The organism is Ruegeria sp. O6, assembly GCF_056535045.1.
This window is the reverse complement of the sequence record NZ_JBQERM010000006.1, coordinates 128,363-154,579: the sequence shown is the minus strand read 5'-3', so window position 1 is coordinate 154,579 and position 26,217 is coordinate 128,363. Positions and strand designations below refer to the sequence as shown.

23 protein-coding genes and 2 tRNA genes are annotated in these 26,217 nt (G+C 57.9%); 16 read left to right on the top strand and 9 right to left on the bottom strand.

The window, feature by feature from the left end; all coding sequences use genetic code 11:
- The first annotated feature begins 118 nt into the window (after positions 1-118).
- The 3 genes from ACR0DY_RS10350 to ACR0DY_RS10340 all read left to right on the top strand — a co-directional run bounded on the left by ACR0DY_RS10350 (position 119) and on the right by ACR0DY_RS10340 (position 2,719).
- Positions 119-1,585, top strand: coding sequence for a flavin-containing monooxygenase (locus tag ACR0DY_RS10350; protein ID WP_480546105.1), 1,467 nt, complete (start codon positions 119-121; stop codon positions 1,583-1,585).
- Complete coding sequence (locus ACR0DY_RS10345) at positions 1,586-2,587, top strand: alpha/beta fold hydrolase (RefSeq protein WP_480546106.1); 1,002 nt, start codon at positions 1,586-1,588, stop codon at positions 2,585-2,587. It abuts the gene before it with no gap.
- Between the two features lie 55 nt (positions 2,588-2,642).
- Positions 2,643-2,719: transfer RNA gene (locus ACR0DY_RS10340), tRNA-Met, on the top strand.
- A 57-nt stretch (positions 2,720-2,776) separates the two neighbouring features.
- Here the strand turns inward: ACR0DY_RS10340 and ACR0DY_RS10335 are convergent.
- Positions 2,777-3,334 (bottom strand): ZrgA family zinc uptake protein, encoded by a 558-nt coding sequence (locus tag ACR0DY_RS10335; RefSeq protein ID WP_480482100.1) that lies wholly within the window; start codon positions 3,332-3,334, stop codon positions 2,777-2,779.
- A gap of 248 nt (positions 3,335-3,582) precedes the next feature.
- Between ACR0DY_RS10335 and ACR0DY_RS10330 the strand changes: the two genes are divergently transcribed.
- From ACR0DY_RS10330 to speB, 10 genes are all read left to right on the top strand, one after another.
- Entirely contained in the window at positions 3,583-4,854 is a 1,272-nt protein-coding gene (locus tag ACR0DY_RS10330) for an imelysin family protein (protein ID WP_480546107.1), read from the top strand.
- A gap of 93 nt (positions 4,855-4,947) precedes the next feature.
- Positions 4,948-5,241 (top strand): (2Fe-2S)-binding protein, encoded by a 294-nt coding sequence (locus ACR0DY_RS10325; RefSeq protein WP_480482354.1) that lies wholly within the window; start codon positions 4,948-4,950, stop codon positions 5,239-5,241.
- Positions 5,189-5,674: a bacterioferritin gene (bfr, locus tag ACR0DY_RS10320; RefSeq protein ID WP_267365109.1), complete on the top strand. Its 486-nt coding sequence runs from the start codon at positions 5,189-5,191 to the stop codon at positions 5,672-5,674. The genes ACR0DY_RS10325 and bfr overlap by 53 nt, the downstream gene beginning before the upstream one ends.
- A complete protein-coding gene (locus ACR0DY_RS10315) occupies positions 5,634-7,181 on the top strand; it encodes a di-heme oxidoreductase family protein (protein WP_480546108.1) in 1,548 nt (515 codons plus the stop codon). Before bfr ends, ACR0DY_RS10315 begins: the two co-directional genes overlap by 41 nt.
- Before the next feature lie 3 nt (positions 7,182-7,184).
- On the top strand, positions 7,185-8,195 hold the full coding sequence (locus tag ACR0DY_RS10310; RefSeq protein ID WP_480546109.1) for an imelysin family protein: 1,011 nt from the start codon (positions 7,185-7,187) through the stop codon (positions 8,193-8,195).
- Between the two features lie 3 nt (positions 8,196-8,198).
- Entirely contained in the window at positions 8,199-9,284 is a 1,086-nt protein-coding gene (locus ACR0DY_RS10305) for a DUF1513 domain-containing protein (RefSeq protein ID WP_480546110.1), read from the top strand.
- Positions 9,285-9,384: 100 nt separating this feature from the next.
- Positions 9,385-11,274, top strand: a complete 1,890-nt coding sequence (speA, locus tag ACR0DY_RS10300; RefSeq protein ID WP_480546111.1) for a biosynthetic arginine decarboxylase — start codon at positions 9,385-9,387, stop codon at positions 11,272-11,274.
- A 22-nt stretch (positions 11,275-11,296) separates the two neighbouring features.
- Positions 11,297-12,520, top strand: a complete 1,224-nt coding sequence (locus ACR0DY_RS10295; RefSeq protein WP_480482112.1) for a saccharopine dehydrogenase family protein — start codon at positions 11,297-11,299, stop codon at positions 12,518-12,520.
- Positions 12,521-12,605: 85 nt separating this feature from the next.
- Positions 12,606-13,775 (top strand): carboxynorspermidine decarboxylase, encoded by a 1,170-nt coding sequence (gene nspC / locus ACR0DY_RS10290; RefSeq protein ID WP_480482114.1) that lies wholly within the window; start codon positions 12,606-12,608, stop codon positions 13,773-13,775.
- The gene (gene speB, locus ACR0DY_RS10285; RefSeq protein WP_480482116.1) at positions 13,772-14,614 is read left to right on the top strand and encodes an agmatinase; all 843 of its coding nucleotides are present in this window, start codon (positions 13,772-13,774) and stop codon (positions 14,612-14,614) included. Before nspC ends, speB begins: the two co-directional genes overlap by 4 nt.
- Here the strand turns inward: speB and ACR0DY_RS10280 are convergent.
- A complete protein-coding gene (locus ACR0DY_RS10280; RefSeq protein WP_267365093.1) occupies positions 14,611-15,201 on the bottom strand; it encodes an HD domain-containing protein in 591 nt (196 codons plus the stop codon). The two genes, speB and ACR0DY_RS10280, sit on opposite strands and share 4 nt — an antisense overlap.
- A gap of 101 nt (positions 15,202-15,302) precedes the next feature.
- Here ACR0DY_RS10280 and ACR0DY_RS10275 point away from each other — a divergent pair, with 101 nt between their 5' ends.
- Positions 15,303-16,136, top strand: a complete 834-nt coding sequence (locus ACR0DY_RS10275) for a LysR family transcriptional regulator (RefSeq protein ID WP_480482118.1) — start codon at positions 15,303-15,305, stop codon at positions 16,134-16,136.
- A gap of 2 nt (positions 16,137-16,138) precedes the next feature.
- Here the strand turns inward: ACR0DY_RS10275 and lptF are convergent, their stop codons facing one another.
- The gene (gene lptF / locus ACR0DY_RS10270) at positions 16,139-17,278 is read right to left on the bottom strand and encodes an LPS export ABC transporter permease LptF (protein WP_480482120.1); all 1,140 of its coding nucleotides are present in this window, start codon (positions 17,276-17,278) and stop codon (positions 16,139-16,141) included.
- 443 nt (positions 17,279-17,721) lie between these two features.
- On the opposite strand from lptF, the gene ACR0DY_RS10265 reads away from it, so the two are divergent.
- Positions 17,722-17,934, top strand: coding sequence for a hypothetical protein (locus tag ACR0DY_RS10265; RefSeq protein ID WP_480493678.1), 213 nt, complete (start codon positions 17,722-17,724; stop codon positions 17,932-17,934).
- A gap of 164 nt (positions 17,935-18,098) precedes the next feature.
- On the opposite strand, the gene ACR0DY_RS10260 is transcribed toward ACR0DY_RS10265, so the two are convergent.
- Positions 18,099-18,174: transfer RNA gene (locus ACR0DY_RS10260), tRNA-Trp, on the bottom strand.
- Between the two features lie 141 nt (positions 18,175-18,315).
- Between ACR0DY_RS10260 and ACR0DY_RS10255 the strand changes: the two genes are divergently transcribed.
- A complete protein-coding gene (locus ACR0DY_RS10255) occupies positions 18,316-19,020 on the top strand; it encodes a lysophospholipid acyltransferase family protein (protein WP_480546113.1) in 705 nt (234 codons plus the stop codon).
- On the opposite strand, the gene ACR0DY_RS10250 is transcribed toward ACR0DY_RS10255, so the two are convergent.
- The 5 genes from ACR0DY_RS10250 to ACR0DY_RS10230 form a co-directional block, all read right to left on the bottom strand.
- A complete protein-coding gene (locus ACR0DY_RS10250; RefSeq protein WP_170346142.1) occupies positions 19,017-19,262 on the bottom strand; it encodes a MoaD/ThiS family protein in 246 nt (81 codons plus the stop codon). The two genes, ACR0DY_RS10255 and ACR0DY_RS10250, sit on opposite strands and share 4 nt — an antisense overlap.
- Positions 19,255-21,510 carry a xanthine dehydrogenase family protein molybdopterin-binding subunit gene (locus ACR0DY_RS10245; RefSeq protein WP_480546114.1) on the bottom strand — a complete coding sequence of 752 codons (2,256 nt, stop codon included), beginning with the start codon at positions 21,508-21,510 and terminating at the stop codon, positions 19,255-19,257. The genes ACR0DY_RS10250 and ACR0DY_RS10245 overlap by 8 nt, the downstream gene beginning before the upstream one ends.
- On the bottom strand, positions 21,510-21,989 hold the full coding sequence (locus ACR0DY_RS10240; RefSeq protein ID WP_209597982.1) for a (2Fe-2S)-binding protein: 480 nt from the start codon (positions 21,987-21,989) through the stop codon (positions 21,510-21,512). Before ACR0DY_RS10240 ends, ACR0DY_RS10245 begins: the two co-directional genes overlap by 1 nt.
- Entirely contained in the window at positions 21,986-22,852 is an 867-nt protein-coding gene (locus ACR0DY_RS10235) for an FAD binding domain-containing protein (RefSeq protein ID WP_480546158.1), read from the bottom strand. The genes ACR0DY_RS10240 and ACR0DY_RS10235 overlap by 4 nt, the downstream gene beginning before the upstream one ends.
- A 125-nt stretch (positions 22,853-22,977) precedes the next feature.
- Entirely contained in the window at positions 22,978-26,190 is a 3,213-nt protein-coding gene (locus ACR0DY_RS10230; RefSeq protein ID WP_480546115.1) for a reductive dehalogenase, read from the bottom strand.
- Positions 26,191-26,217 lie beyond the last annotated feature (27 nt).

The window sequence follows — 26,217 nt, the reverse complement described above, 5'->3', positions numbered from 1 at the left end:
CATGTCTGTTCACGTAAGGTCGTTCGGTCAATTTACCTTGTGTGACCTACTTCACTGCCAATCACGTGCAGACATCTGCAACAGATATCCATAAAGTTGTTTCAGGAGGGGCGCTTCAATGCACCACACGACAGAGATGCTGATCATCGGTGCCGGGTTCTCGGGGCTGACGATGGCGCTTGAGGCGCGCAAACGTGGCATCAAAGATATCGCCATTCTGGAAAAGGCCGAAGATATCGGTGGCACGTGGCGCGAGAACACCTATCCTGGCGTCGCCTGCGATGTGCCTTCGCATCTGTATTCCATGGCGACCCACCCAAATCCGCACTGGAGCCGCGCCTATGCCGGTGGCGCAGAGATACAGGAATATCTGCAAGATGTCGCGCATCAGGAAGGGTTGTATGATCTTTGCCACTTTGGGCAGGCGCTGAAATCGGCGAAATGGGATGGCACGCTTTGGCAGGTCGAAACCATGGATGGCCAGTTCTGGTCGGCCCGGTTTCTGGTCTCGGCCATCGGCGCGCTGCATCATCCCAGCATTCCGGACATTCCTGGCGCGGGCAGTTTTCCCGGCCCCTGTTTTCATTCGGCCGAATGGGATCACACCGTCGATCTGACCGGAAAGCATGTGGCTGTTGTCGGCACCGGGGCGTCAGCCGTTCAGTTCGTGCCCGAGATTGCCAAGGTTGCGGGCCACGTCACCGTTTTTCAGCGCAGCGCGCCTTACGTCATGCCGCGCCCTGACGGCCCGATCGCACCTTGGGTGCGCAAACTATATGCCTACCTTCCCCTGCTTCCGCGCATCCGGCGCAAACTGATTTTCATGTTCTTCGAGTTTCGTCACCGCGTGTTCAGGGGCGAGGAACGCGCGATGAACTTTGCTCTGAAGATGTGGCGAAAATCGTTGGAAGGCGCGATTGCCGACCCCGAAGAACGGCGCATTCTGACCCCGGACTATCGAATTGGGTGCAAACGCATTCTCAGTTCAAATGACTGGTACCCGGCGCTGGCCCGCGACAATGTCAGCGTCATTCCGCACGGCGTGGCCAGTATCGATGGCAACAGCATCCTCGCGTCAGATGGCACCAGGGCAGAGGCAGACTCGCTGATCTGGGGCACCGGGTTTCAGGTTACCAATGTCGTAGAGAGGTTGGATATTACTGGCACAGATGGGCTAACGCTGCGGTCGGCCTGGACAAACGGGATGTCTGCTCATCTGGGCACGGCGATAGCCGGTTTTCCCAACTTCTTCATCCTTCTGGGGCCTCATACCGGGCTTGGGCATAATTCGGTCGTGTTGATGATCGAAGCCCAGGTCGGGCATATCGGCCGGGTTCTGAGCGAGATGCAACGCAAGGAACTGTCGGTGATCACCCCCGATGCGGCGAAACAGGCGGCCTTTACACAGGAAATGCAGGACCGCCACGCGGACAGTGTCTGGCAGACCGGAGGCTGCACATCCTGGTACATTGATGCGGACGGGCAAAACACGACGCTTTGGCCCGGAACAGTTGCCGAGTTTCAGAAACGCATGTCACAATCGGGATTGGAGCAATACATCCCTATTAGGACCGGAGACAGCTAGATGACAATTTTTCTTAGCCTGGTTGCGGCCTTTGCCGTCTTTCTTCTGGCCATGGCCCTGTGGACCCGGCGTATAACCCGTCAGGGGCTAAAAACCGTGCCGCAGATGGGCCAGATCGTGCCCGCGCAGGGCGGCAGCATCCACTATGTGGAAAAGGGCAATCCGGACGCGCAGACGGTTATCCTGATTCATGGTCTGGCTGGGCAGTTACAGCATTTTACCTACGCGTTGGCAGATCAACTGGCCGAGGATTTCCACGTCATCGCGCTGGATCGCCCCGGTTGCGGATATTCAACCCGGGATACGGCAGAACTCGCACAATTGCCGCAGCAGGCCGCGATGATAGCTGAGTTTCTTGAAACCAAAGGCGTGAATCAGGCCGTGCTGGTCGGGCATTCACTGGGTGGTGCGGTGTCGCTGGCGCTGGCTTTAGACCACCCCGAGCGGGTATCCGGCCTCGCTCTGTTGGCACCACTAACGCACAGGGTGCCTGAAACACCGGTGATCTTCAAACCGCTCGAGATCCGGACCAAATGGCTGCGCAGCCTGATTGCCAACACGATTGCAGTGCCCATGGCCTCAATAACAGCGCCGCACAGTCTGGGCGTGGCATTTGATCCTGAAACCCCACCAAATGACTTTCTGGACCGTGCGGGTGGTGCACTCGGGCTGCGCCCGTCGGCCTTTGTCACGGCCTCGCAGGACGTTATCGGGTTGGATGCCAGTTGCGATGTGCTGGTGGCCAGATACCCCGAGCTGTCGGTCCCCGGCGGGATATTGTATGGAAGTCAGGATGCGCTTCTGTCCCCTGCCCTTCACGGGCCGCCGATGGTCAAATATGGTCTGAGCTATGAAGAGCTTGACGGTCTGGGTCATATGATCCTGATCACAGAACCGGAGATATGCGCCGCGTTTATCCGCAGAACGGTGGACACCACGATATTCCGTCAGACGCCCTTGCAGGACCCGGTGAAAGAGCCCGTGAAAGAATTCCCCGGTTAGGGCGATTTCCCTCTTGACCCTTCCCGGCCCCTCGCTTACATCGCCTCTCACTCACGGCGGAGTAGCTCAGTTGGTTAGAGCAGCGGAATCATAATCCGCGTGTCGGGGGTTCAAGTCCCTCCTCCGCTACCAATTCCCCAGAGCATCAAACCGAAACACCACTTGTGGTTTTTCTTTTGATTTCAGCGCTCATCGATCCGGCTGAAGATCGAGATATGGTGCCGCGCGTGTGATTTCGACAGCGTCCTGTACCCCGTTCGTATTCAAGTGGATGTTCAGCTGGTCGGTCCCACTGAACCGCGCGAAATAGGCGAACTCGATCATGTTCAGCGCATTCATATCCTGACACTGAATGACATAGTCCGCCTGAAACTCCGAGTGACCCTCCGCCGTTGTGGAGCCTGTGACTGCGTTCGCCTCACCACTCTGCAGTGTGATGCCATATGTCAGAACCACATGGGCGGCCACCGTAGAGCACCCAGCTTCGGGCGGGGTTACGAACAGGTTCAGCGGGTCGGAAAGTTTTGACATTGCTATGGCCACACGTGTGCGGCTGTCATCGTTTTCAACCGGGGTTTCAAACCCGACGATGTCCATGCTTGGCACCCTCAGCGCCAAGGCGAACCCGGTGTCAGAAAACACGATGTCGATCTGGGCCGAACCATGGTGATGAGGCGTGGAAACCTGCGTTGCTTGCGCCGCAAGTGCCGCAGGAAACAGGAACAAGGCCAGAACCACGCGCTTCATGAACAACAAACCACCTACAAAGAATCACTTGGCTGATTTTAGCCCGAAACATGTACCGCACAATGTGATCCGCCGGACCGAACCCCCGCCAGATATGGGGATAGTGGCAACCGAGTCAGCGGTTTCATTATCCGACAAAAAAACTCAGATTGACAATGTTGACTTTTTAACTCAGTTATTTCAACGGAAGCCGCCGCGGGAACAAACCCGCCTGATCTGACAGTTCTGAAAAGAGAGTATCGACCTCCATGACCAAGTTGTTTGCAACAGCCAGCGCTTTGACATTTGCGACAGCCACTTTTGCTTTTGCCGGTAATGTGCCGACAAAAGCGGATATTCTGGAAACCTATGCCGATATTGCCGAAGCCAAGTATGACGACAGCCTGACTGCGGCAAAGGTTTTGCGGGACGCAGTCGGTGCGCTGATTGCCGAACCCTCGGACGCGACCCTGACTGCGGCACGGGCAGCATGGGTTGCAGCGCGTGTGCCTTATCAACAGACCGAAGTTTATCGTTTTGGCAACGCAATCGTTGATGACTGGGAAGGCAAAGTAAACGGTTGGCCACTGGATGAAGGTCTGATTGATTATGTCGACGCGGCCTATGGTGGCGCGACGGATGAGAACGAATTTGCGGTTCTGAATGTCATCGCCAACCCCAGCTTCGAACTGTCGGGCGAAACCATTGACGCCAGCGAGATTACTCCGGAACTGCTGAGCGAAACCCTGCACGAAGCTGATGGTATCGAAGCCAATGTCGCAACCGGCTACCACGCTATCGAGTTCCTGCTGTGGGGTCAGGACATGAACGGCCACGGGGCCGGTGCAGGCAACCGTCCAGCCACTGATTATGCAAACGGCGATACCTGCACTGGTGGCAATTGCGACCGTCGTGCCCAGTATCTGAGCGCCGCAACCGACCTGCTGGTCAGCGATCTGACCTGGATGGCCGATCAGTGGAAACAAGGCGGCGCGGCGCGCACGGCGCTGATGGAAAATGAAACCGCGGGTGTCAGTGCGATCCTGACCGGTATGGGTTCACTGTCTTACGGTGAACAAGCGGGTGAGCGGATGCGTCTGGGCCTGATGCTGAACGACCCGGAAGAAGAACATGATTGCTTTTCGGACAACACCCACAACAGCCATTACTACGATGGACTGGGCGTTCTGAACGTCTATCTGGGCAGCTATACCCGCATCGATGGCACACCTGTATCAGGCGCATCGCTGGCCGATCTGGTAATCGCAACTGATCCGGCACTGGACGCCGAGATGAAGGCGAAACTGGCCGTCACGATGCAAGCCCTTGGCAGGATCAAATCGACCGCGGAAGCAGGGTTTGCCTATGACCAAATGCTGGAACGCGGCAACGAAGGCGGTGAAACCCTAATCATGGCCGGCGTCAACGGCCTGATCGACCAGACCAAAACAATCGAGCGCATCGTGACCACACTGGAACTGGACCAGATTGAATTTGAAGGATCAGACAGTCTGGATAACCCCGACGCGGTATTCCACTAAACAAGAACGCGTGCCGGGGGCTTGCCTGCCCCCGGTACACTCAGCACGCTAACCCGCCAGCCCTTTGAACCACACAAACCCAAGCCAACATTCATGATTGTCTGCCACTGCACCAACATCTCGGACCACGACATCCGCGCCGCCATCGACTGGATGCGGACAGCCGACCCCCAAACCATCATCACCCCCGGCAAGGTTTACCGTGCTCTTGGAAAATCGGCGGATTGCGGCGGATGCATGCCTCTGTTTCTGGACACGATGCGGTCAAGCGATAATCTCGAAGTACCCATGCAACTCCGCGCCCTGCGCGCGGCAGTATCACAGGAGAGTGCAGATGAAGGGCGATCCAAAAGTCATCGAATATCTCAACAAATCTCTGCGGCATGAACTGACTGCAGTCAGCCAATACTGGCTGCACTACCGGTTGCAGGAAGACTGGGGGCTTGGCCACATGGCCAAGAAAAGCCGCGAGGAAAGCATCGAAGAGATGGGCCACGCGGACAAGCTGATCGAACGGATCATCTTTCTGGAAGGCCACCCCAACCTTCAGAAGCTGGACCCGCTTCGGATCGGTCAAACACCAAAGGAAACGCTGGAATGTGACCTTGCGGCCGAGATCGATGCACGGGCCTTGTACAAGGAAGCGCGCGAATATTGTCGGGATGCCGGCGACTATGTCTCGATGTCGCTGTTCGAGCAGTTGATGTCCGATGAAGAGGGCCATATCGACTTTCTCGAAACGCAGCTCGACCTCTATGAAAGGATCGGCGAAGCCAACTATGCGCAACTCAACGCATCGAAAATGGACGAAGGCGAATAGCCTTGTCGCCCTGTCGGTGGTCGCCTTTGCGGCCACCCCTTCCCTGTCAGCCGAGCTACAGGACCTGCATCTGAACGTCACCCCCCGCACTGACGAAGAACGCGCCCGAATTGCCGTTGTCACAGCACCGCCCCAGGATTTCAGCGCACCGCAGCAGTTTGAAGAACTGCCCGCCGGGGCTGCGACTGTTCGGGTCCGTACTGACGCGGATGCGTTCTCGCAACCGTCAGACAACCTGAGCTTTGAACAGGAGCTGAATTTCAAAGTCGGAAACGGACTGTTCAAGAAGATCTGGGTTTCGTCGCCCTCATCGACGCTCGCCTCTGACGGGTTGGGGCCGCTCTATAACGCGCGGTCGTGTCAGCGCTGCCACATCAAGGATGGGCGCGGACACACGCCAAACGGGCCCGATGACAACGCGGTTTCGATGTTCCTGCGGGTCTCGATCCCCGGCACGTCGGAAGATGGCTATGCAGCGATAGAAGATTACATCGCCACTCTGCCCGAGCCTACCTATGGTGGGCAGATGCAGGATTTCGCACTGGCAGGTCATCCAGCGGAATACCGGCTGGACATCTCGTACGAAGAAATCCCGGTGGAGCTTTCTGACGGTGAAACCGCCTCATTACGCCGCCCGACTTATCAGGCAGCCGATCTGGGTTATGGCCCGCTGCACCCCGACGCGATGCTAAGCCCCCGGGTCGCGCCGCAGATGATCGGGCTTGGCCTGTTGGAAGCGATCCCGGTCGAAGACCTGCTTGCCAAGGCCGACCCTAACGATTTGGATGGGGACGGCATATCAGGTCGCCCGAATATCGTCTGGTCGGTCGAGTTTGACACGCCGATGATGGGCCGGTTCGGTCACAAGGCGGGGACGCCGTCAGTTATGGAACAATCGGCAGCTGCTTTTGCCGGGGATATCGGCATTTCGAACCCACTCTACCCTGCTCCGCACGGGGATTGCACCAATGTGCAGGTGAACTGCATCAAAGCCCCGCACGGCGACAATGATGAGCGCGGCTTTGAGATCGATCATCAGGGTATGGACCTGGTCGCTTTCTACAGCCGCAATCTGGGCGTGCCGGGTCGCCGCGACGTGGATAACCCCAAGGTGTTGCGCGGGAAAGAGGTATTTCATGCGACCGGCTGCGCGTCATGCCACACACCGTCACATGTCACTCATCGGATGGAAGATCGGCCCGAGCACAGTTTTCAGCTGATTTGGCCCTACACCGACCTGTTGCTGCATGACCTGGGCGAAGGTCTGGCCGACAATCGCCCCGAGGCCCGAGCGACAGGCCGGGAATGGCGCACGCCGCCTTTGTGGGGCGTTGGCCTGACGAAACGCGTCTCGGGCCACACAGAATTTCTGCATGACGGGCGGGCGCGCACCTTGCTTGAAGCAATCCTGTGGCATGGCGGTGAAGCGCAGGCTACCCGCGACACCGTTGTCTCGATGCCCAAGGCAGACCGTGACGCCCTGATCCAATTTCTGGAGAGCCTCTGACCCATGCGAGTTTTTACCCTTGTTGCAGTGTTGATCATGCCACTTGCCGCGCAGGCACAGGATCGCGCGCCGATCCTGATGGATGTGACTGAAACCCATATCCTGCCCCGGTTCGACACGCTCCCGGAAACGACGGGCGCGCTGGTCAGCGCATCCCTGGTTGAGTGCGATCCGACCTCACCGGAGCTGCGCGCGGCCTACGATGCGGCTTTCGATAGCTGGATATCCGCCAGCCACCTGCGGTTTGGTCCGACCGAGGTCGATGACCGCGCTTTCGCCATGGCGTTCTGGCCGGACACGAAAGGGTTCACCACCAAAGCCCTGTCCCAGCATATCGCAACCGAGGATGACGCCGTGCAAAGCCCGGAGACCTATGCCGAAACGTCCATAGCAGGGCGCGGGTTCTTCGCGCTCGAACGGATGTTGTTCGATCCCAATTACGCGGAACAGGGTAGTGCCGAATATCGCTGCGCGCTGATCAGGGCGATCACGGCGGATATCGATGCCAATGCCCGGGCGATGGCGCAGGACTGGCACAGCTATGCCCCTAGCCTTACCCAACCCCAAGAGAACAGGCGCTACCGGACGCAGGACGAAGCAATGCAGGAGCTGTTCAAGGCCTTGGCTACCGGTCTTGAGTTCACGGCTGACACTCGGCTGGGTCGCCCCATGGGGACATTTGACCGCCCCCGTCCGAACCGGGCCGAAGCGTGGCGGTCCGGGCGGTCTTTACGCCATGTAGAACTGTCGCTGATATCCTTGCGAGATTTAGCTGCACGGCTGTCTTTTGATCACCCCGAAATCGCGTCGGAACTGGACGCTGCGTTTGCACGTGCCATCCAGAACGCTCAATCCATTGACGATCCCTCGCTGGCCGGGGTTTCAGATCCCCAGGCCCGGTTCCGGATTGAGGCGCTTCAACAGTCGATCCACGATATCCGCAGCATCGCCGTGACCGAGCTGGGTCCGACATTGGGGATCAGCGCAGGATTCAACTCGCTGGACGGAGACTAACCCGTGACGTCACGCCGCCATTTTCTTGCCGGTCTTGCCGCAGCCACGATTTCCCCAGTCCGCGGGTGGGCCTCGGCCGGTTCGCCTGGTTTTCTGGCCGCAGGGCTGTTTCCCGACGGGTCCTTTCGACTTGCCGGGTTGAGCACATTGGGGAAAATCGTGTTCTCCGTGCCTCTACCCGAACGCGGACATGCGGCCGCTGCCCATCCACACAAGGCCTTGGCGGTCGCGTTTGCCAGACGTCCGGGAACCTTTGCCATCGTCATCGATTGCGCAACCGGCGCGCAGATTGCGCAGCTAAATGCCCCTGAAAGCCGACACTTCTACGGCCACGGCACATTCTCGGCGGATGGCGCGTATTTTTATGCCACCGAGAACGACTACGAAGCCGGGACAGGTATCGTCAGTGTCTGGGACGCTAAAAGCTTTTCGCGTCTGGGTGAGTTTTCATCTGGTGGAATAGGCCCGCATGACATGCGCCTGATGCCCGACGGGGAAACGCTGGTGATTGCCAATGGCGGGATCGAAACCCACCCCGAAACCGGGCGCACAAAGCTGAACCTGCCGACGATGGCACCCAACCTGAGCTATCTCACCCAGTCGGGTAGGATCCAAGAACAGGTGTCGTTACCTCACGAGCTTCACAAGAACTCGATCCGCCATCTGGCCGTGCGACGTGACGGTCTGGTTGGTTTTGCCATGCAATGGCAGGGCAGCAAGTCCGACCATCCGCCCCTGCTGGGCCTGCATCGTCAGGGTGAAGCCCCGCGCCTGCTGGCGGCACCGGATCACGAACAAAGCATGTTGCAGGGATACGCTGGCAGCGTCGCGTTTTCAGCCGACGCCGATATGATCGCAATAACCTGTCCGCGCGGCAATGCGCTGCACCAGTTCGACATAACCAGCGGCACATTCACCGGCGCCTTCGCGCTTGAGGATGTCTGCGGGCTTGGGGCCGGGGCGGGCGGGTTGGTCTTTACCACGGGAACAGGCGCTTTCGGGACATTGATGGGCGCGCGCCCAGCTGTTAGAACCCGCGCCGAATGCCAATGGGACAATCATCTGATCCCGATCCACCCGTCCGCGTAAAATTCGGAATCCCCAATCAGATAGTTTACACTTGGAAGAATCAAACTGCTGCCGTATTGGCGGGCGCGAAACTGGCACCCTACGTTAAGGACCGACTTGATTGAAACAGACGCCCGACGCACCGCATTCCATCTACGGAGTTGAGAAATGGGGCAAAGGCCTCATCGAGGTGACCGAACAGGGCGAGATCGGTCTGCGCAATCCCATGGCCCCCGAGGCAGCGGCGATTAGCCTGCCCGGTATCCTCAGCGATCTGGACGACCGCGGCATCAAGGCACCGATGGTCCTGCGAGTCGCGTCTTATCTGGAACACGAAATCACCCATCTGAACGAAAGTTTCCAAGATGCGATTACGCGCGTGGGCTACTCAGGCAGCTATCGCGGCGTATTCCCGATCAAGGTAAACCAACAGGCCCAGGTTGTTGACCGGATCGTCGAGTTTGGGAAGAAATACAACTATGGGCTCGAGGCCGGTTCCAAACCCGAACTGGTGATTGCGCTGGCGCATCGTCTTGCCCCCGACGCGCTGATCGTGTGCAACGGCGTCAAAGATGCCGAGTTCATCCAACTGGCGATTCTAAGCCGCAAGATCGGGTTCAACACGGTCATCGTTCTGGAAAGCCCGAAAGAGGCCGACACGGTAATCGAAGTTTACAACGAACTGGGCATCGAGCCCCTGATCGGTGTTCGGGTGAAGCTGACCAACCAGATTAGCGGCAAATGGGAAGAAAGCTCGGGCGACCGCTCGGCCTTTGGGATGAACACCGATCAGCTTATCGCCACGGTAGACAAGCTGAAAGACGCAGGCTTGCTGCACTGCCTCAAGCTGCAGCACTCACATCTGGGCAGCCAGGTTCAGGATGTCAACGATGTGCGCCGCGCTGTCGGCGAAGCCTGTCGCTATTACACCGAGCTTACACGCGAAGGCGTGCCATTGACCCACCTGGATCTGGGTGGCGGCATGGGGGTCGATTACACCGGCGAAAAGAAAGCCGCCGAAAACTCGATCAACTACACAGTCGAAGAATACTGTGCCAATGTCGTCGAAACCGTGGCCTACGCCATGGACGAGGCAGAGGTGGACCACCCGACACTGGTCACGGAAAGTGGGCGTGCGGTGGTGGCAACGTCCTCGATGCTGGTCTTCAACGTGCTCGAAAGCACGCTTTACGATGCGCCCAATGGCCCCGAGGTTGAAGCTGACGATCACCACATGGTTTCAGACCTTGCTGCGGTGCATGGCTATCTCAGCAAAGACCGTCTTCAGGAATGCTGGAACGACGCCACCTTCTATCGTAACGAGCTGCGCGCCCTGTTTCGTCGCGGCTATGTCGACCTGCGTCAGATGGCCCGGGCCGAACGGATATACCTGTCGCTGATGGCGCGGCTCAAGGCGTTGGCCGCGTCAGAGGATCTGGAAACGGACCTGAACGACCAGCTTGAAAAGGTTGCGGATATCTATCACTGCAACTTCTCGCTGTTCCAGTCGTTGCCAGATGTCTGGGCCATCGACCAGCTGCACCCGATCGTGCCGCTGCAATATCTGAACCAGATCCCCGACCGTCGCGCCGTGCTGTCCGATATCACCTGCGACAGTGACGGCAAGATCGACCGGTTCATTCTGGCCGACGGTGTTTCCCCCAGCCTGCCGGTGCATTCCCTGCCAGAAGAGGACGAATACTTCATGGGTGTCTTCTTCGTCGGTGCCTATCAAGAGACCTTGGGCGATCTGCACAATCTCTTTGGTGACACCAACGTCGTCACCATCGACCTGCGTCGGGACGGTGGCTTTGACCTGCTGCACGAACAAGAGGGCGACACGATCAGCCAGGTTCTGTCATATGTCGAATTCGACCCGCAGGATTGCGTCGCCGCCTTCCGCAAAATGGTGGATGAGGCGATTTCGACCGGCACCCTGAAAGCCAAGGACCGCAAAACCCTGATGAGCGCTTACCGCGACTCGATCAACGGTTACACCTATTACGAATAACCCCTGAGAGGAGATCACCCCCATGGGCACTTTGAGTGGCAAAACACTGGTTGTCGGCGCGGGCGGCGTATCCCACGCTGCCGTGCACAAGATGGCAATGAATTCGGATATCTTCACCGAAATCACACTGGCCAGCCGCACGAAATCGAAATGCGACGCGATCGCCACGTCGGTGAAAGACCGTGTGGGAGTTGATATCGCGACCGCCGAACTGGACGCCTACAAGGTCGAAGACACCGTAAAGCTGATCAAGGAAACTGGTGCTGAAATCCTCGTGAACCTCGCCCTGCCCTATCAGGATCTGGTGCTGATGGACGCATGCCTTGAGGCGGGCATTCATTATGTGGATACGGCAAACTATGAGCCCGAGGATGAGGCCAAGTTCGAATACCACTGGCAATGGGCCTATCAGGAACGGTTCAAAGCGGCCGGTTTGACCGCCATCCTTGGTTCGGGCTTCGATCCCGGCGTTACATCGGTCTTTGCCAAATGGTTGAAAAAGCACAAGCTGGACACCATCCGCCAGATCGACGTGCTGGACGCCAATGGCGGTTCGAACGATCAGGAATTTGCCACCAACTTCAACCCCGAAATCAACCTGCGCGAAGTGCTGGCCGAAGTGCGCCACTGGGAAGGTGGCGAATGGAAACACTCTCCCGCCATGACCCACAAGGTCGAGTTCGATTTCCCCGCCATCGGCCCTAAGAACATGTACCTGATGTATCACGAGGAACTGGAATCGCTCTCGACCCACTTCCCCGAGATCGAGCGCGCCCGCTTCTGGATGACCTTCGGCGACGCCTATATCATGCATGCCAAGGTCTTGGAAAATGTCGGCATGACCCGCATCGACCCAGTGATGCATGACGGCAAGGAAATCATCCCGATCCAGTTCCTGAAAACCCTTTTGCCCGATCCCGGTGATCTGGGCGCGGAAACCAAGGGCAAGGCCTGCATCGGCGACATCGCCACAGGTCAGGCCAAGGATGGCTCGGGCGAGAAGACTTATTACATCTACAACATCTGCGATCATCAGGAATGCTACGCGGAAGTCGGCAGCCAGGCTGTCAGCTACACCACCGGTGTCCCCGCCATGATCGGCGCGGCGCAGGTGCTGAAAGGCAACTGGACCGAGCCCGGCGTTTGGAACATGGAACAACTCGACCCGGACGACTTCATGGCCATGCTGAACGAACATGGCCTGCCGTGGCAGGTCCATGAACTCGACGGCCCGGTCACCTTCTGATCCGCTTCAGCTTCATCTGGCCCTAAATATCCCGGGGGTCCGGGGGCAGCGCCCCCGGCCTCTCCACCAAACGGAGACGCCGGTTATGTCCGACATGATGACCACACAGGCCGGAGACGCCGGCGCCTTCCGCAATTTCAACCTCTCCCGTGTACCCAGCCCTTGCTTTGTCGTCGACGAAAAGGCGGTTGAACGGAACCTGAAAATCCTCGCTGATGTCGGAACCCGCTCCGGCGCGCATGTTCTCAGCGCGCTCAAGGCGTTTTCAATGTTCTCACTGGCCCCACTGGTGCGCCAACACCTCGGCGGCACCTGCGCCTCAGGTATCTATGAAGCGCGGCTGGGACGCGAGGAATATGGAGGTGAAGTCGCAACCTTCTGCGCCGGGTACAAAGACGCCGACATCGACGAAATCCTGTCGCAGTCCGATCACGTCATCTTCAACTCCGCTGCCCAAAAGGACCGGTTTCTCGCCAAAGCCCAAACCGCCAAAGTGCAGGTTGGCCTGCGCATCAATCCGGAACATTCCGAAGGCGAGGTTCCGAAATACGATCCCTGCGCCCCGTGCTCGCGCCTTGGCACACCAGTCAGCCAACTGACCGCCGACACGTTGCGCGGCGTTGACGGCTTGCACATGCATACGCTTTGCGAACAGGGGTTTGCGCCTTTGCAGCGCACCTGGGACGCTGTCGAACCGAAGCTCAAACCCTACCTTGATCAACTCAAGTGGGTGAACTTTGGCGGTGGCCACCACATCACCCGCGACGATTATGACCGCGACGGGCTGGTGGCCTTCCTCAAGGACATTCGCGAAACCTATGGCATTGATGTTTACCTTGAACCCGGTGAGGCTGTGGCGCTGGACGCAGGTATTCTGATCGGTGAAATCCTCGACCTGCCGACCAACGGCATGAACCTCGCGATCACTGATATCTCGGCCACATGTCACATGCCCGACGTGATCGAGGCCCCCTATCGCCCTGCCCTTATGGATGAAGCCAAAACAGGCCATACCTATCGCCTTGGCGGCCCGTCCTGTCTGGCGGGTGACGTGATTGGCGACTACACCTGGGGCAAGCCGCTGGAGATCGGACAGCGTTTTGCCTTCCTCGATCAGGCACATTACTCGATGGTCAAGACAAACACTTTCAATGGCGTCCCCCTGCCCACAATCGCCCTGTGGAACAGCGAAACGGACGAGCTGAAGATCATCCGGCAGTTCGGATATGACGACTTCAAGGACAGACTCTCATGAGCATTTTTCTCGACAGCGAATTGACCGCATCCGAACGCACCGAAGATGCCCGCTTTCGCGTGATCCCGGTGCCTTTGGAGCGCACGGTCTCTTACGGGGCCGGCACGGCCAAAGGCCCCGAGGCAATTATCGAGGCCAGTAATGAACTGGAACGCATCACCGGTCACGCGGAGCCCTGTGTCGAAGGGATTTTCACCGAAGAACCGCTAAATTGTGACGGCCCGTTGCCCGAGGTAATGGAACGCCTTGCGCACCGCACCGAAGCTGCAATTCGGGCTGGAAAGGTACCGGTCACTTTGGGCGGCGAGCATTCCCTCAGCTATGGCGCAGTGATAGGTGTGGCCCGTGCGCTAAACCAACCCATCGGCATCGTCCAGATCGACGCCCATGCCGACCTGCGCAACGCATATCAGGGCGAAAAACACTCTCACGCCTCAGTGATGCACCTGCTTGCCGAAGAGGGCGTTCGGCTCGCCCAGTTCGGTGTCCGCGCTTTTTCAACTGAAGAGGCCCAAAGCCGACTGAGAAACCACGTCTTTCACGTGGATGCCGAGGAACTGGTGACAGGTAACATCCATTCGGTCGACCTGCCTGCAGACTTCCCCGAGCTGGTCTATGTCAGTTTCGACGTCGACGGGCTGGATCCATCGCTGATGCCCGCCACTGGAACACCGGTGCCTGGCGGGTTGGGCTATTACCAGGCACTGCGGCTAGTCGAGCACGCGCTCAAGGGGCGCAGATGCGTGGGCTTCGATGTGGTTGAGCTGGCCCCGGACGGCAATGCCGCCTGGGACTTCACCACAGCTCAGATTGTCTATCGCCTGATGGCTGCCTGTTAATCTTCGGCAGTTTCGTTCAGTTCCATATGGCCTTCGCCCTTGCTCAGGATGCGGCGCAGCATGGGTTCAAAAAACTCCAGCGGTTTCGTCGGATAGTCTGGGTCAAACGCCTTCTGATCGTATTCATGGCAGAAATAGCGGCAGTCCTCCCAATGGGGGCTGTCGCGATACTTGTCGCGCGCGTTTCGGTCTCCTCCAAGGTGGTGGTTGTAGTAGTAACCCTGAAACACGCAATGGTGCTTGAGTATCCAATAGGTTTTCTCGCTGACATAGGGCTTCATCATCGCCGCTGACAGCTCTCCATGGTTGTAGGGTGACAGAATATCACCGGTATCGTGGATTAGGGCAGCGACCACCAACTCCTCTTCCGCGCCATCCTCATAAGCCCGGGTCGCGGCCTGAAGGCTGTGCTGATACCGGTTGATGGGATAGGGTGTCCATTCCTCGTCCAGTGACCGAATGGCGTCCAGAATGCGATCCGGCAAGGCGGCATTATACGCCTCTTCATAATCCATAACGGCGTCCCAGTCGGCCTTGGTGGCATTCTCAAAACTAGTCCAGGTCGGTTTGTGGCTTTTGTCCAGCATGGCTGATCCTTTGGCGTGTTTCCCGAAGCCGACAATATTACGAGTCGCAACTTCAAAAAAATGAATTGATTTTATCACAACGATCAAAAAATACTCTCGGTATGCGAACCAAAGCTTTGGAAACCTTTCTATGTGTGGCGGAGACAGGTGGTTTTCATGCCGCTGCCCGTAAGCTGAATGTAACTCAAACGGCCGTCAGCGCGCGCATTCATCTGATCGAAGAAGAAACCGGCAGACCACTATTCACCCGCGGAGCCGGTGGCACTTCGCTGACCGAGTTTGGCCAACAATTCAAACCGTATGCAGAACAAATACTATCCCTTTGGGCCTTCGCGTCGCGGGATTTACCGTTGCAGACACAGAACCGTCCAGCGCTTCGGTTGGGTAGTCAGCTTAGCATCTGGGACCCTTTGCTTGTGGATCTGGCTGTTCGGTTTGAACAGCGCTTTGACAAACTGCTGCTGACACTGAATTACGACCACGATCTGAACATGGTTGAAGCTGTTGCGACCCATGTGCTGGACGTGGCGATCACGCATGAAACGCCATCAGACCGACGCGTCACCTATCACGAGCTGGAACCGGAGCTTCTAACCCTGGTCAGAACCCCGCAAGCAGCAACAGCAGAAAACGATTTGGTCTTCGTCAACCTTGAACTTGGAGAGATTTACCAAGATCACATCAGATCGGCTGTGCGACGCGCCTCGGGGCAGACCTTGTTTCTGGGTAATTGCATGATGGCACTACGTTATGTCCTGCAAAGAGGCGGATGCGGCTACTTCCCCGATTACGTTACTTCGCAACATCTGGCTTCGGGTGCACTCGAACCGGTCGAGGACAGTGTGAGCCTGCGGCTGCCAATGTATCTGGTCGCCCGTGGTGATCGCGAAGAATTCGACGACATTCGTTGTTGTCTGGAAGAACTTCGAACCTGAAATCAAGCGGGTGTTGGGATGACCTCGGACCCGCGCGCACGTTTCCGCAAAAGCGGACGACCTGCGACAAGCAGAAAACAGCACGAAATCAGCACACCCATTATGGCGGGAAGGTAAAGCAGCGCCCAAAGCCTCGGGTCATCAATCACAACCGGGGACACAAACCCGCGAACGCCTTCAAGCAGTACAAGTATGGTAAATGCACCCAAAATCTGAGGCCACAATCCAAACCGTGAAAAGCTGCCCAGCATCAGGGTCGAATACCCCGCCAGCGACACCGCAATGCAAATAACTATCCAGGAAAAACGCTGGTGCAATTCTTCGATCAACTTACCCTGGCTGAACCCTTCGGTTTTTGAGATCGCATCACGGTCGAAGATCAGATCAGATGTCGGAATGGCTTCGAGGCTGCGATGCGCCATTGGGCTTGTGTTCGTCAGCTCAGAGATGTCGTATGATGCGTCCTGAAACAGGGTCGAGGACAGAACCCTGCCCACCTTGTTCAGGCGCAGCGCTACCCCGTCGACCATCACCAGATGAATTCCTGCGTCGTTGTTGACCAGATAGGCGGTCACGCTGGAATAGCTGACCGCGTTTTCCGGGTCGCGGCGATCCGATACGAACACCTCGTGCAACGTACCGTCCAGATCGATGCCCCCGATGTAAACCGTAACGTCTTCGGCGGGGTGCAGAAATTCACCTTCATTCAACAACTGCGCTGTCACATCTCCTGCAACTTCGGCTTGCCGGAATTCCAGTTGTTGGACCGAGGCCGGGCGCAGGAACACGCTGATGGCGGCCATCATCAGACCGGTGATCACACCGAACAAAACCACGGCACGCGCCAGTCGCCACGGGCTTGACCCGGTTGCCAACATCACTGTCATCTCGCTTTCGCGACTCAATCTATTGGTCGCATAGACAGCAGCCGCAAATACCGCCATCGGCATAACCGTACGAACAAGCGTTGGCAGGGTAAGCGCGGTGAATTCAAGAAACACCATAGCGGACTGGCCACCGCTGATGACTTTGTCAAACAGGCTGACGGAACGGGTGATCCAGAACACACCCACCAGGACAAGGGTGAAGAAGCCGAATAAAACCAGCAATTGCCGCAGAAAATATCCATCAAAACGCGACATATATCCTCATCCGGCTGATTGCGTCGTGGCCGGACAATAAGTCAATCGCCCACCCAAGGAAACCTCGATTACCGCCTCAGAACCGGCATCGGCGGCAACCTAGTTATTCAGACATAGGAAGGGCGCGCTCAACCACAAGCGCGCCCCGGCCACAGGAGGGAAAAACAAAACAGCGTCATGTACCGAACGTGAGCGCCAACTCGTAACAGTTGTAAGTAAAGCGGGATTCTAGTGATTGGTCTGTGATTTAGTTCACCTTTGAACCGGTCACATGAACACTCTTATGGACAAGAACCCCAGCAAAAAGTTAACGACACGTTAACGCCTTGTTTCCAGCCCATTCACTGTTCTACCCACATAATGATACCTGTCGGTTTTGGTGAATGTCCGTGACAGGACGATTGCAAATAACAGTATCAGTTGGCACAAGGGGTCCGATGGCAATGCATAAACCTTCGACATCAGAAGCCGCTGCACTGAATGCGCAATTACTGAAAAAGACCGACTCGGATTACGATGTCGCTATGTGGGCCGCGTGTGCATTGATGGCGCTCCACTCAGACAAACCAGCGGTGTTTCAAGAATATCAGAATATGTGGGCTGAAAAACTGGATGCGGTACGCCCGCACGAAAAAACAGGTGCCAACAAAAGATAACAACAGGTCACGATGGCCTCGCGTCATTGTAGCAGTGTTGTCGAAGCCAATGCTGCGACTAGTATTGATCCAAGCGCGAAATAGCTGAAGACAGGTATAGCGAACTCAAAGGCTGAAACCCGTTCATCCTTGGAAATCACAACTTAGTATTCGGACAATTTCAATGGCAGGGGCAGCAGGGTTCGAACCCGCGACCTACGGTTTTGGAGACCGTCGCTCTACCAACTGAGCTATACCCCTGTAGTGAGCCCCAGATATGCCAGCCGCGCGGCGGACTCAAGAGGCTTTTTCAGATTCCGATCCACGAAATGTCCGGACAAACAAGTTGCGCAAAACGCATGGTGCGCTAAGACAAGGACCGGTTAGCAGAAGGAACCCGGCGTGAACCTCCGTAAGAAGATTGCAGACAGCGAAGCTGTGCTAAACTGGGTGGCGCGTCGGATTGCAAACTATATTCGGCTGGTACACCGCAATACACGCTGGCAGCGCATCGGCTATGAAGAGCTGGACCAGTTGGCCGAACAGGGTGAGCCGGTCATCGTTGTTCTCTGGCATCAACGGCTGGCGCAGTCGCCCTATTTCTTCCCACTCGACAAGGGGCGCATCTGTTCGATTACATCGTCTGCGCGGGCTGGCAGCATGGTGGGTCGCGTGCAAAAGCTGTTCGGAATGGACACGATTGCCATGTCCAGTCATCAGCGCCACGTGGCGTTATCACGCGAAGTGCTTGGAAAGATGAAACAGGGAATATCCATTGGCATAGCGGCGGACGGACCCCGTGGGCCAGAGCGGGTTTTGTCAACGGTTCCGCTGGTTTGGGCGCGCACATCAGGCAAACGCGTGTTTGGAATTACCTTTTCAGCGAAACATGGGCGCGAAGCAGGAACATGGGATCATCTATTGATGCCCCGCCCATGGGGTAACGGGGGGGTGTTTCTGTGCCGGGAATGGACAGAAACGGTTCCGCGCAAAGCAAGTGAAGACGAAATCGAAACCCTGCGCCAAAGCCTTGAGCAGCATATGAACGATATCACGGCCGAGGCAGACCGAATGGTCGGGCGCGAGCCTTGGTCGCCTGACGCTTAACCGCCCCTCAGCCTTTGCATCAGATAGACTTCACTGCCTTCGGGAATCGGTTCGGTCAGTCCGGTCGCGATCACGCGCCCGTCGACAGCGATAGACACGCCAGCGTCGATGGGCGCCTGAAGCTGCGGATGCGCACGCACGAGCGCGCGCAGCAACTCGCCAGTGGTTTTGGCCTCGACCTCAACCACCTGCTGGCCCCCGGTCAGTGACCGGAGGCCGGACCAGAGGTGAACCTCAACCATTGTCCTTGAGAGCGGCCAGAATGCGTGGCGGCGACATCGGCAACCGCTTCATCCGCACGCCAGCCGCGTTGGACACAGCGTTGGCAATGGCGGCCAGTGGCGGCACGATACCCGTTTCGCCCACACCGCGAACGCCAAACGGGTGGCCCGGATTCGGAACCTCGACGATCACGGTGTCGATCATCGGCAGGTCACTGGCCACCGGGATGCGGTAGTCGAGAAAGATCGAATTCTGCAAGCGACCGTCTTCGCCGTAGATATATTCCTCGTTCAGGGCCCAGCCGATACCTTGCGCGGCACCGCCCTGATACTGGCCTTCGACATAGGTCGGATGGATCGCCTTGCCCGCGTCCTGAATGACCGTATAGCGGGTCACACTGGTCTTACCGGTTTCCGGGTCAACCTCGGCATCGACAATATGGGTACCAAAAGACACGCCGGCCCCTTCGGGGGTTGCCTCGAAATGGCCCGAGATTGGACCACCGGTGCGGCCCATATCAGCGGTGATATCGGCCAGCGGCATCGGATCGAAATCGCCTGCATTCGGGCCTGAGGGCACCGCACAGCCGTTTTCCCATTTCACCGCATCAACCGGGATGCCCCATTTGGCCGCGGCCCGTTCGCACAGTTTCTCGACCGCATGTCTCGCTGCTTTGATCGTCGCCAGCCCTGACGCGTAGGTCACGCGAGAGCCATGGCTTACGTCATTGTAGCCCAGTGTAGCCGTATCGGCGATGGTCACCCGGATGTTTTCATACGGGATGCCCAGAACCTCGGCCGCCATCAGGGCCATCGACGCGCGCGAGCCACCGATATCAGGCGTTCCGACCATCACCTGAGCCGAGCCATCCTCGGATAAGGCAAGCGAAACGCTGGTCTCGCCACCATGGTTAAACCAGAAGCCACAGGAAATACCGCGCCCCTGCCCCGGCTTCAGCGGAGCTGAATAATGAGGATGCGCCTTGGCTGCCTCCAGCGTTTCGACAAGACCGATGCGCTCGTAGGTCGGTCCATAGCTGGCTTTCGTGCCCTCATGCGCGGCGTTCTTCAGGCGCACCTCAACGGGGTCGAGACCCAGCTTGTTGCACAACTCGTCAATCACCGACTCGACTGCAAAGGCGCCCATTGGTGCACCCGGCGCGCGATACGCTGCCTGCTTTGGGCGGTTGGACATAACGTCATAGCCGATCTGCTTGACGTTGGTCAGGTTGTACGGCGCAAAGGCACACATGGCTGTCATGTCGCCCGGCGCACCGGGAAAGGCCCCGCCCTGCAAGCGGAAAACACCCTGGGCCGCCGAGATCGTGCCGTCTTTCTTCATGCCGATCTTGACATCCATCGAGGCAGACGAAGTCGGACCAGTGGCCCGGAACACTTCGGACCGGGTCATCACAAGCTTGACCGGGCGATTGGCCTTACGGCTGAGCGCTAGTGCGACGGGTTCGATGAAAACGGTTGTCTTACCGCCAAACCCTCCGCCAATCTCAGACGCAGTGACGCGCAACTGCGAGGTTTCAATTCCCAGAAGCGCGGCACAGGTTTTCTGCGCAATCCAATGCCCTTGTGTCGTGCACCACAACTCACCCTTGCCGTCATTACCCAATATGGCCAGACAGGCGTGCGGTTCGATATAACCCTGATGCGTCGCTTCGGTGACGAAACTATCTTCGATGACCAGATCAGCTTCGGCAAATCCGGCCTCAACATCGCCGTGACCACTTTCATGATAGCGGACAACGTTCGGGTGCATTCCTTCCGGCACGGAATAATCCGCTGCCCCTTCGCGAATGACAGGCGCATCCGGTGCCATCGCCTTATCCACATCAGTGACGTGGGGCAGAACTTCGTACTCGACCTCGATCAACTTGAGCGCGTCACGGGCCGCCAATGCCGAAGTCGCAGCAACCGCTGCAACTGCATGCCCGTCATATAGCGCTTTCTCACCGGCCATAACGTTTTCCAGAACGTTATAGAATTCACCTTCCAGACCGGGCTTGAACGGCACGTCAGCAAAGTCGGCGCGCGTCACAACAGCTTTGACATCCTTGTGCGCCTCGGCTTTCGACGCGTCGATCTTCACGATCCGCGCATGCGCATGTGGTGAGCGCAGGATCGCACCATGCAGCATTCCCGGGGCGTAGGCATCCGCACCGAACTTGGCGCGGCCGGTCACCTTGTCCAGACCGTCCGGGCGGTTGGGGCGGGTGCCGACAAAAGTGAAGTCTGATTTACGATCGTCCAGAGCCATTACGACGCCTCCCGCATCTCAGCCGCCGTATCCATTACGGCGCGAATGATCTTGTCATATCCAGTACAACGGCAGAGGTTGCCTGCTAGCCAATATCGCGTTTCTTCCTCGGTCGGGTTCGGGTTTTTCTCCAGCAGCGACTTGGCCGCCACCAGAATGCCCGGCGTGCAGATGCCGCATTGCAGGGCAGCGTATTCGATCATCTTCTTTTGCAGCGGATGCAGAATATCACCGTCGGCAATGCCTTCGACCGTTTCGATCTGCTTACCTTCAGCCTCGACACCCAGCATCAGACATGAACAGACCAGACGGCCATCAACGGTGACCGAGCACGCGCCGCAATCGCCGGTGCCACACCCCTCTTTCGCGCCTGTCAGGTTCAGCTTGTCGCGCAGACAATCCAGCAGGGTTTCACGCGGATCACACAGGTATTCGACCGCATCGCCATTCACGGTGGTGGTTACGTGGAGCTTTTTCATGCGTTTTCTCCCTTCGCGCGGGCATAGGCAATTTTCGCGGCGCGCTTGGCCAGAACGCCTGCGACCTCGGTACGGAACGCGATCGTGCCGCGCTTGTCGTCAATCGGGTTACAGGCGACAGAGGCGGCGGCGGCCAGCGCATCCAGGGCCGCATCATCCAGCGCGCTGCCGATAATGGCCTTGGCACAGTCTTCGACCAGCAGAACGGTCGGGGCCACAGCGCCCAGTGATACGCGGGCCTCGGTGATGGTGTCGCCGTCAAGACGCAGGTTCACACCAACGCCAACCACCGCGATGTCCATTTCGGTGCGGGGGATAAACCGCAGATAGGCATCGCCGCCGTTTTCACCACGCGCAGGGATATTGACCGCCGAGATCAGTTCGCCTTTGGCCAGTGAGGTTTTGCCGGGGCCGGTCGGAATATCCTCGACCGCGACTTCGCGAGTGCCGTCCGGGCCGGTCACGGTGACGGTCGCACCAGCGGCGACCATGGCGGGCACGGAATCAGCCGCAGGTGAGCCGTTACACAGGTTACCGGTCGGTGTTGCGCGCCCCTGCACTTGGGTTGATCCGATCAGGTCCATCGCCTCGACCACACCGGGCCAGTCACGACCTAATTCGGGATGTTCGCTCATTTCGGCACCGGTTGCGGCAATTCCCAACGTCCAGCTGCGATCAGCATTGCGGGTGATGTCGTGTACACCGTTGATTTTCTTGATGTCGATCAGCGTATCAGGCGTCACCAACTCCGAGCGCAGCTGCACCAATACGTCGGTGCCGCCCGCCAGAAAGCGCGTGATGCCCGTCGCATTTGCGGCCAGAGCCGAAGCCTCGGCAAAGCTGGCGGGGCTGTGATAATCCATAATGCTACCTCGCACCTGTTGGTCAGGGATATCTGGGTTCGGGGCGACGTTAATTCACCACCCACCTGACGTCCATGGGCCGAGCGACCAAATTTAACCGTCCAAAGGTCGCTTTCTGACCATGCTTACAGATCGAGCTCGATCACACCATCCGGCGCCACAGCGCGGCTTTGGCACAGAATCATCGCCCCTTGGCGCTGCTTTTTGGACAGCACGAAATCCCGATGCTCGACCTCGCCCGAAAGGACACCGCATTTGCACACACCACAGATACCATCGGCGCATTTCACATCCACGCGAAAACCCGCCTCGTTCAGAACCTGAGCGGCATCCTTGTCTGCGGGCACAGGCAACGTTTTACCTGAACGCGCGAGTTTCAGGATAAATGGGTGGTTTTCGTAGTCCGGGGTTTCCGGGACCGAGAAATACTCAAGATGTCGGGCCTCTTCGGGGAAACCCTGATGTTCCGCGGCCTGCATGACCCCTTCCATGTACCGATCAGGCCCGCATGTATAGAGGTGCCATCCCTGCTGATACCCCGACAGGATCGCATCCAGATCAGCGCGCGAGCCTTCATCCGAGAAATGGTAGTGGACGCGGTTCGCCCAGGGCATCCCCGCCAGATCATCCAGATACCCCGCCCCACCCCGCGTGCTGGCCGAGTAGTGCAACTCGAAATCCATGCCCAATGAATGCAGGCGATGAGCAAATGCGATCATCGGGGTTATACCGATACCACCCCCCATCAAAAAGGTTTTGGACGCCCCTTCGTTCAGTTCGAAATGGTTGATCGGTTTCGAGATGAAAACCTTGCGCCCTTCGTTGAAAATTCGGTGCAGCAAGGCCGAGCCACCCCGCCCTTCATCCTCGCGCAGAACACCGATCTGATAAGACCCCCGTTCCGACGGGTCGCCAGACATGGAGTATTGGCGCAGGAACTCTGGCGCGACAAGCACATCCAGATGCGCACCTGCGGACCATTCAGGAAGCGGCGCACCGTCAAGGGAGGAAAACTCATACTTGGTGACATCCGAGGTCATCTTGTCGACCTTGGTCACAGCGACCCGCATCACCGGCGCGTCACCTGCGACCTGATAACGATGAATGATCGACATATCCCCCGCAGCTTTACGCGCCTTGTACTCTTCGGCTGTCACCAAGGCCTCATAGGCGGCAATTCCTGCCTCGCGATCCATTGCAAACGGATAGGGCCAGGGGTGCGGGGCCAGATAGGCCGGGTAGACCGCCAATGTCTGATCTTCGTATCTAAGGTCCAGATCCTTTTGCAGATCGCGCCGGTTCAAAGGGTGTGTTGTTGGCCGATACGCCCCGTCGGGCTGCAACTCGATATCCCACCACCATTTCTTGGTGTCGTTCAAACCGCCATTGCCAACCGCATCATCCAGCTTGGCCAATGCAGGCGCCGCCGAGGGGATGTTCATCGCGGCCCAACGGAACGGGCGCTCCTTGAAGATACCCTCAAGGTTCCAAGGGCAGGTCTTCATGCACCGCCCGCACATTGCGCCTCCCGGAGTGGTCACGCGGTAGGTCGCGCATTTCTGGCTGTCGGATTTCCAGATTTCATAGCCGTTGAACATCAGCTTTGGCCCAGCCGTGATCGCGCCCGATGGGCATTCGCGCGCGCATTTGTTGCAAGACTCGCAAAAGCTTTGCAGACCGAAATCGATGGGCCTGTCATGCACGATCGGCATATCCGTGGTCACCACGCCTGATTTCAGTCGCGGCCCAAGATAGGGGTTCAGGATCACTTCGCCGATCCGGCTGACTTCGCCCAGACCGGACAGCAACAAAAGCGGAGGTTGCAGAACTTCGCCATCCATCACCGTATGCGCCTTGGCCTTGTAGCCAAGATTGCGGATCTGCTGTGCAATCACGCCACCCAGCAGCGAAAATCGCAGATAGGCGCGCATCGATTGGGCGACGCTGATCCAGTCGTCGCCGCTGGCACCCTCCATCGTTTCATAACCCTGATCGATGATCATGCTGACGGCCTGATCATGGGGCGGCACGATTTCTTCGCCCGTCGCGTCATGGGAATACCAGGCCCATTCCGGGCAGCGGCTGAGACCCACCGCATCGACCCCCAGAAAATAGGTCGCAGCCTTGATGTTTGCTGCGTTGCGTTGTGCGTCAGATGGCTTGGGCGCGTCAGCGCTTTCACCGTCCTGCAACAGTACAAACGCACCCAAAGCACGGCGTTGGGCAAAACTCGGCGCTGCCTTGCGGACGTAATACCCGCCTTTGGCCGCATCCTGTAGCGACTTGCCCATATCTCCGAACTGCGCCCGAGCAAACATATCTGCACGCTTGGGCACACGAGCGACATTCTCTTCGTCAATAAAGGTCGTTGGTGTCTCGACCCGTTTGAGTTTCTCAAACGGATGCGCCCCGTCCACATAGCGCCGTTTGGCATATGGGTCACGGTTGAGGGCGTTCTTGGCAAAGCCCGTGCCCAACCACCATGCCGGCCCCTGCGTCCGGAACCAGGGCTGATCGGCCATAGGCTTCAGCGGTTTGTCATGGGCGATCGGCATGTCAGTCGTCACGGCGGCCAAACCAAAGCGCTTGCCCAGCCAGGGCACGACAACCTCTCCATCCTCGACCGAAGCCAACCCGGCGGTGACCGCCAGCTTGCCCAAATCAACGTCGGTTGACATCATGCTGTGCGCCCGTGCGTCAAAGCCCAAAAGGCGGATGTAATTGGCGATGACCACCGCATTCTCGGTCGCCAGCAGACAGGCGCGATGGTCCTGCGCGTCGACTATCCAATCAGCGCCGGGTTCGGACGGGTCGGGATCGCGGTTGTGTTCATAAAGAAAGACAATGCTGTGCCGATGGCTGTCGATCGGCTTGGGCGCAGCCTCCATACTGTCTTTCAGATCAGCCATGATGACGTCGATCCCGGATGCCAGCGTTTTGGTCTGACGGGTGCGCAACGCGTGGGCAAGCCGGTCAATATCGGGATTGCGGCGGGCCTCAAGCAACAGGGCGTCAGATGGCAATGGACCGCACCCCATCATCGACGCATCGTTGAAGTAGCCGAACGCTTTTATGTGGTTGGCCCGTTCCTGCGGGTCCGATGGAATCTCGGACGCAACCGGGTTCACCATTCCGTCGCGGATGGCGTCCATCATCGCCTGAAACTCACCCATCGCATTGACGATGCTGTCAGGGTGTTCCGGTCGGTGGAAACTCAGCTCGGCCAAAGCGGGCACAAGCGACAGATCCGGCATGTCATCTTGCCGGGCCAAACGCTCCAGCGGGTAGCCGCCCATATGAACGGGCCGGTTTCTGTCCGAGAATAAACGGATCCCCATCGAATATCTCCTGTTGATGCCCGTCCC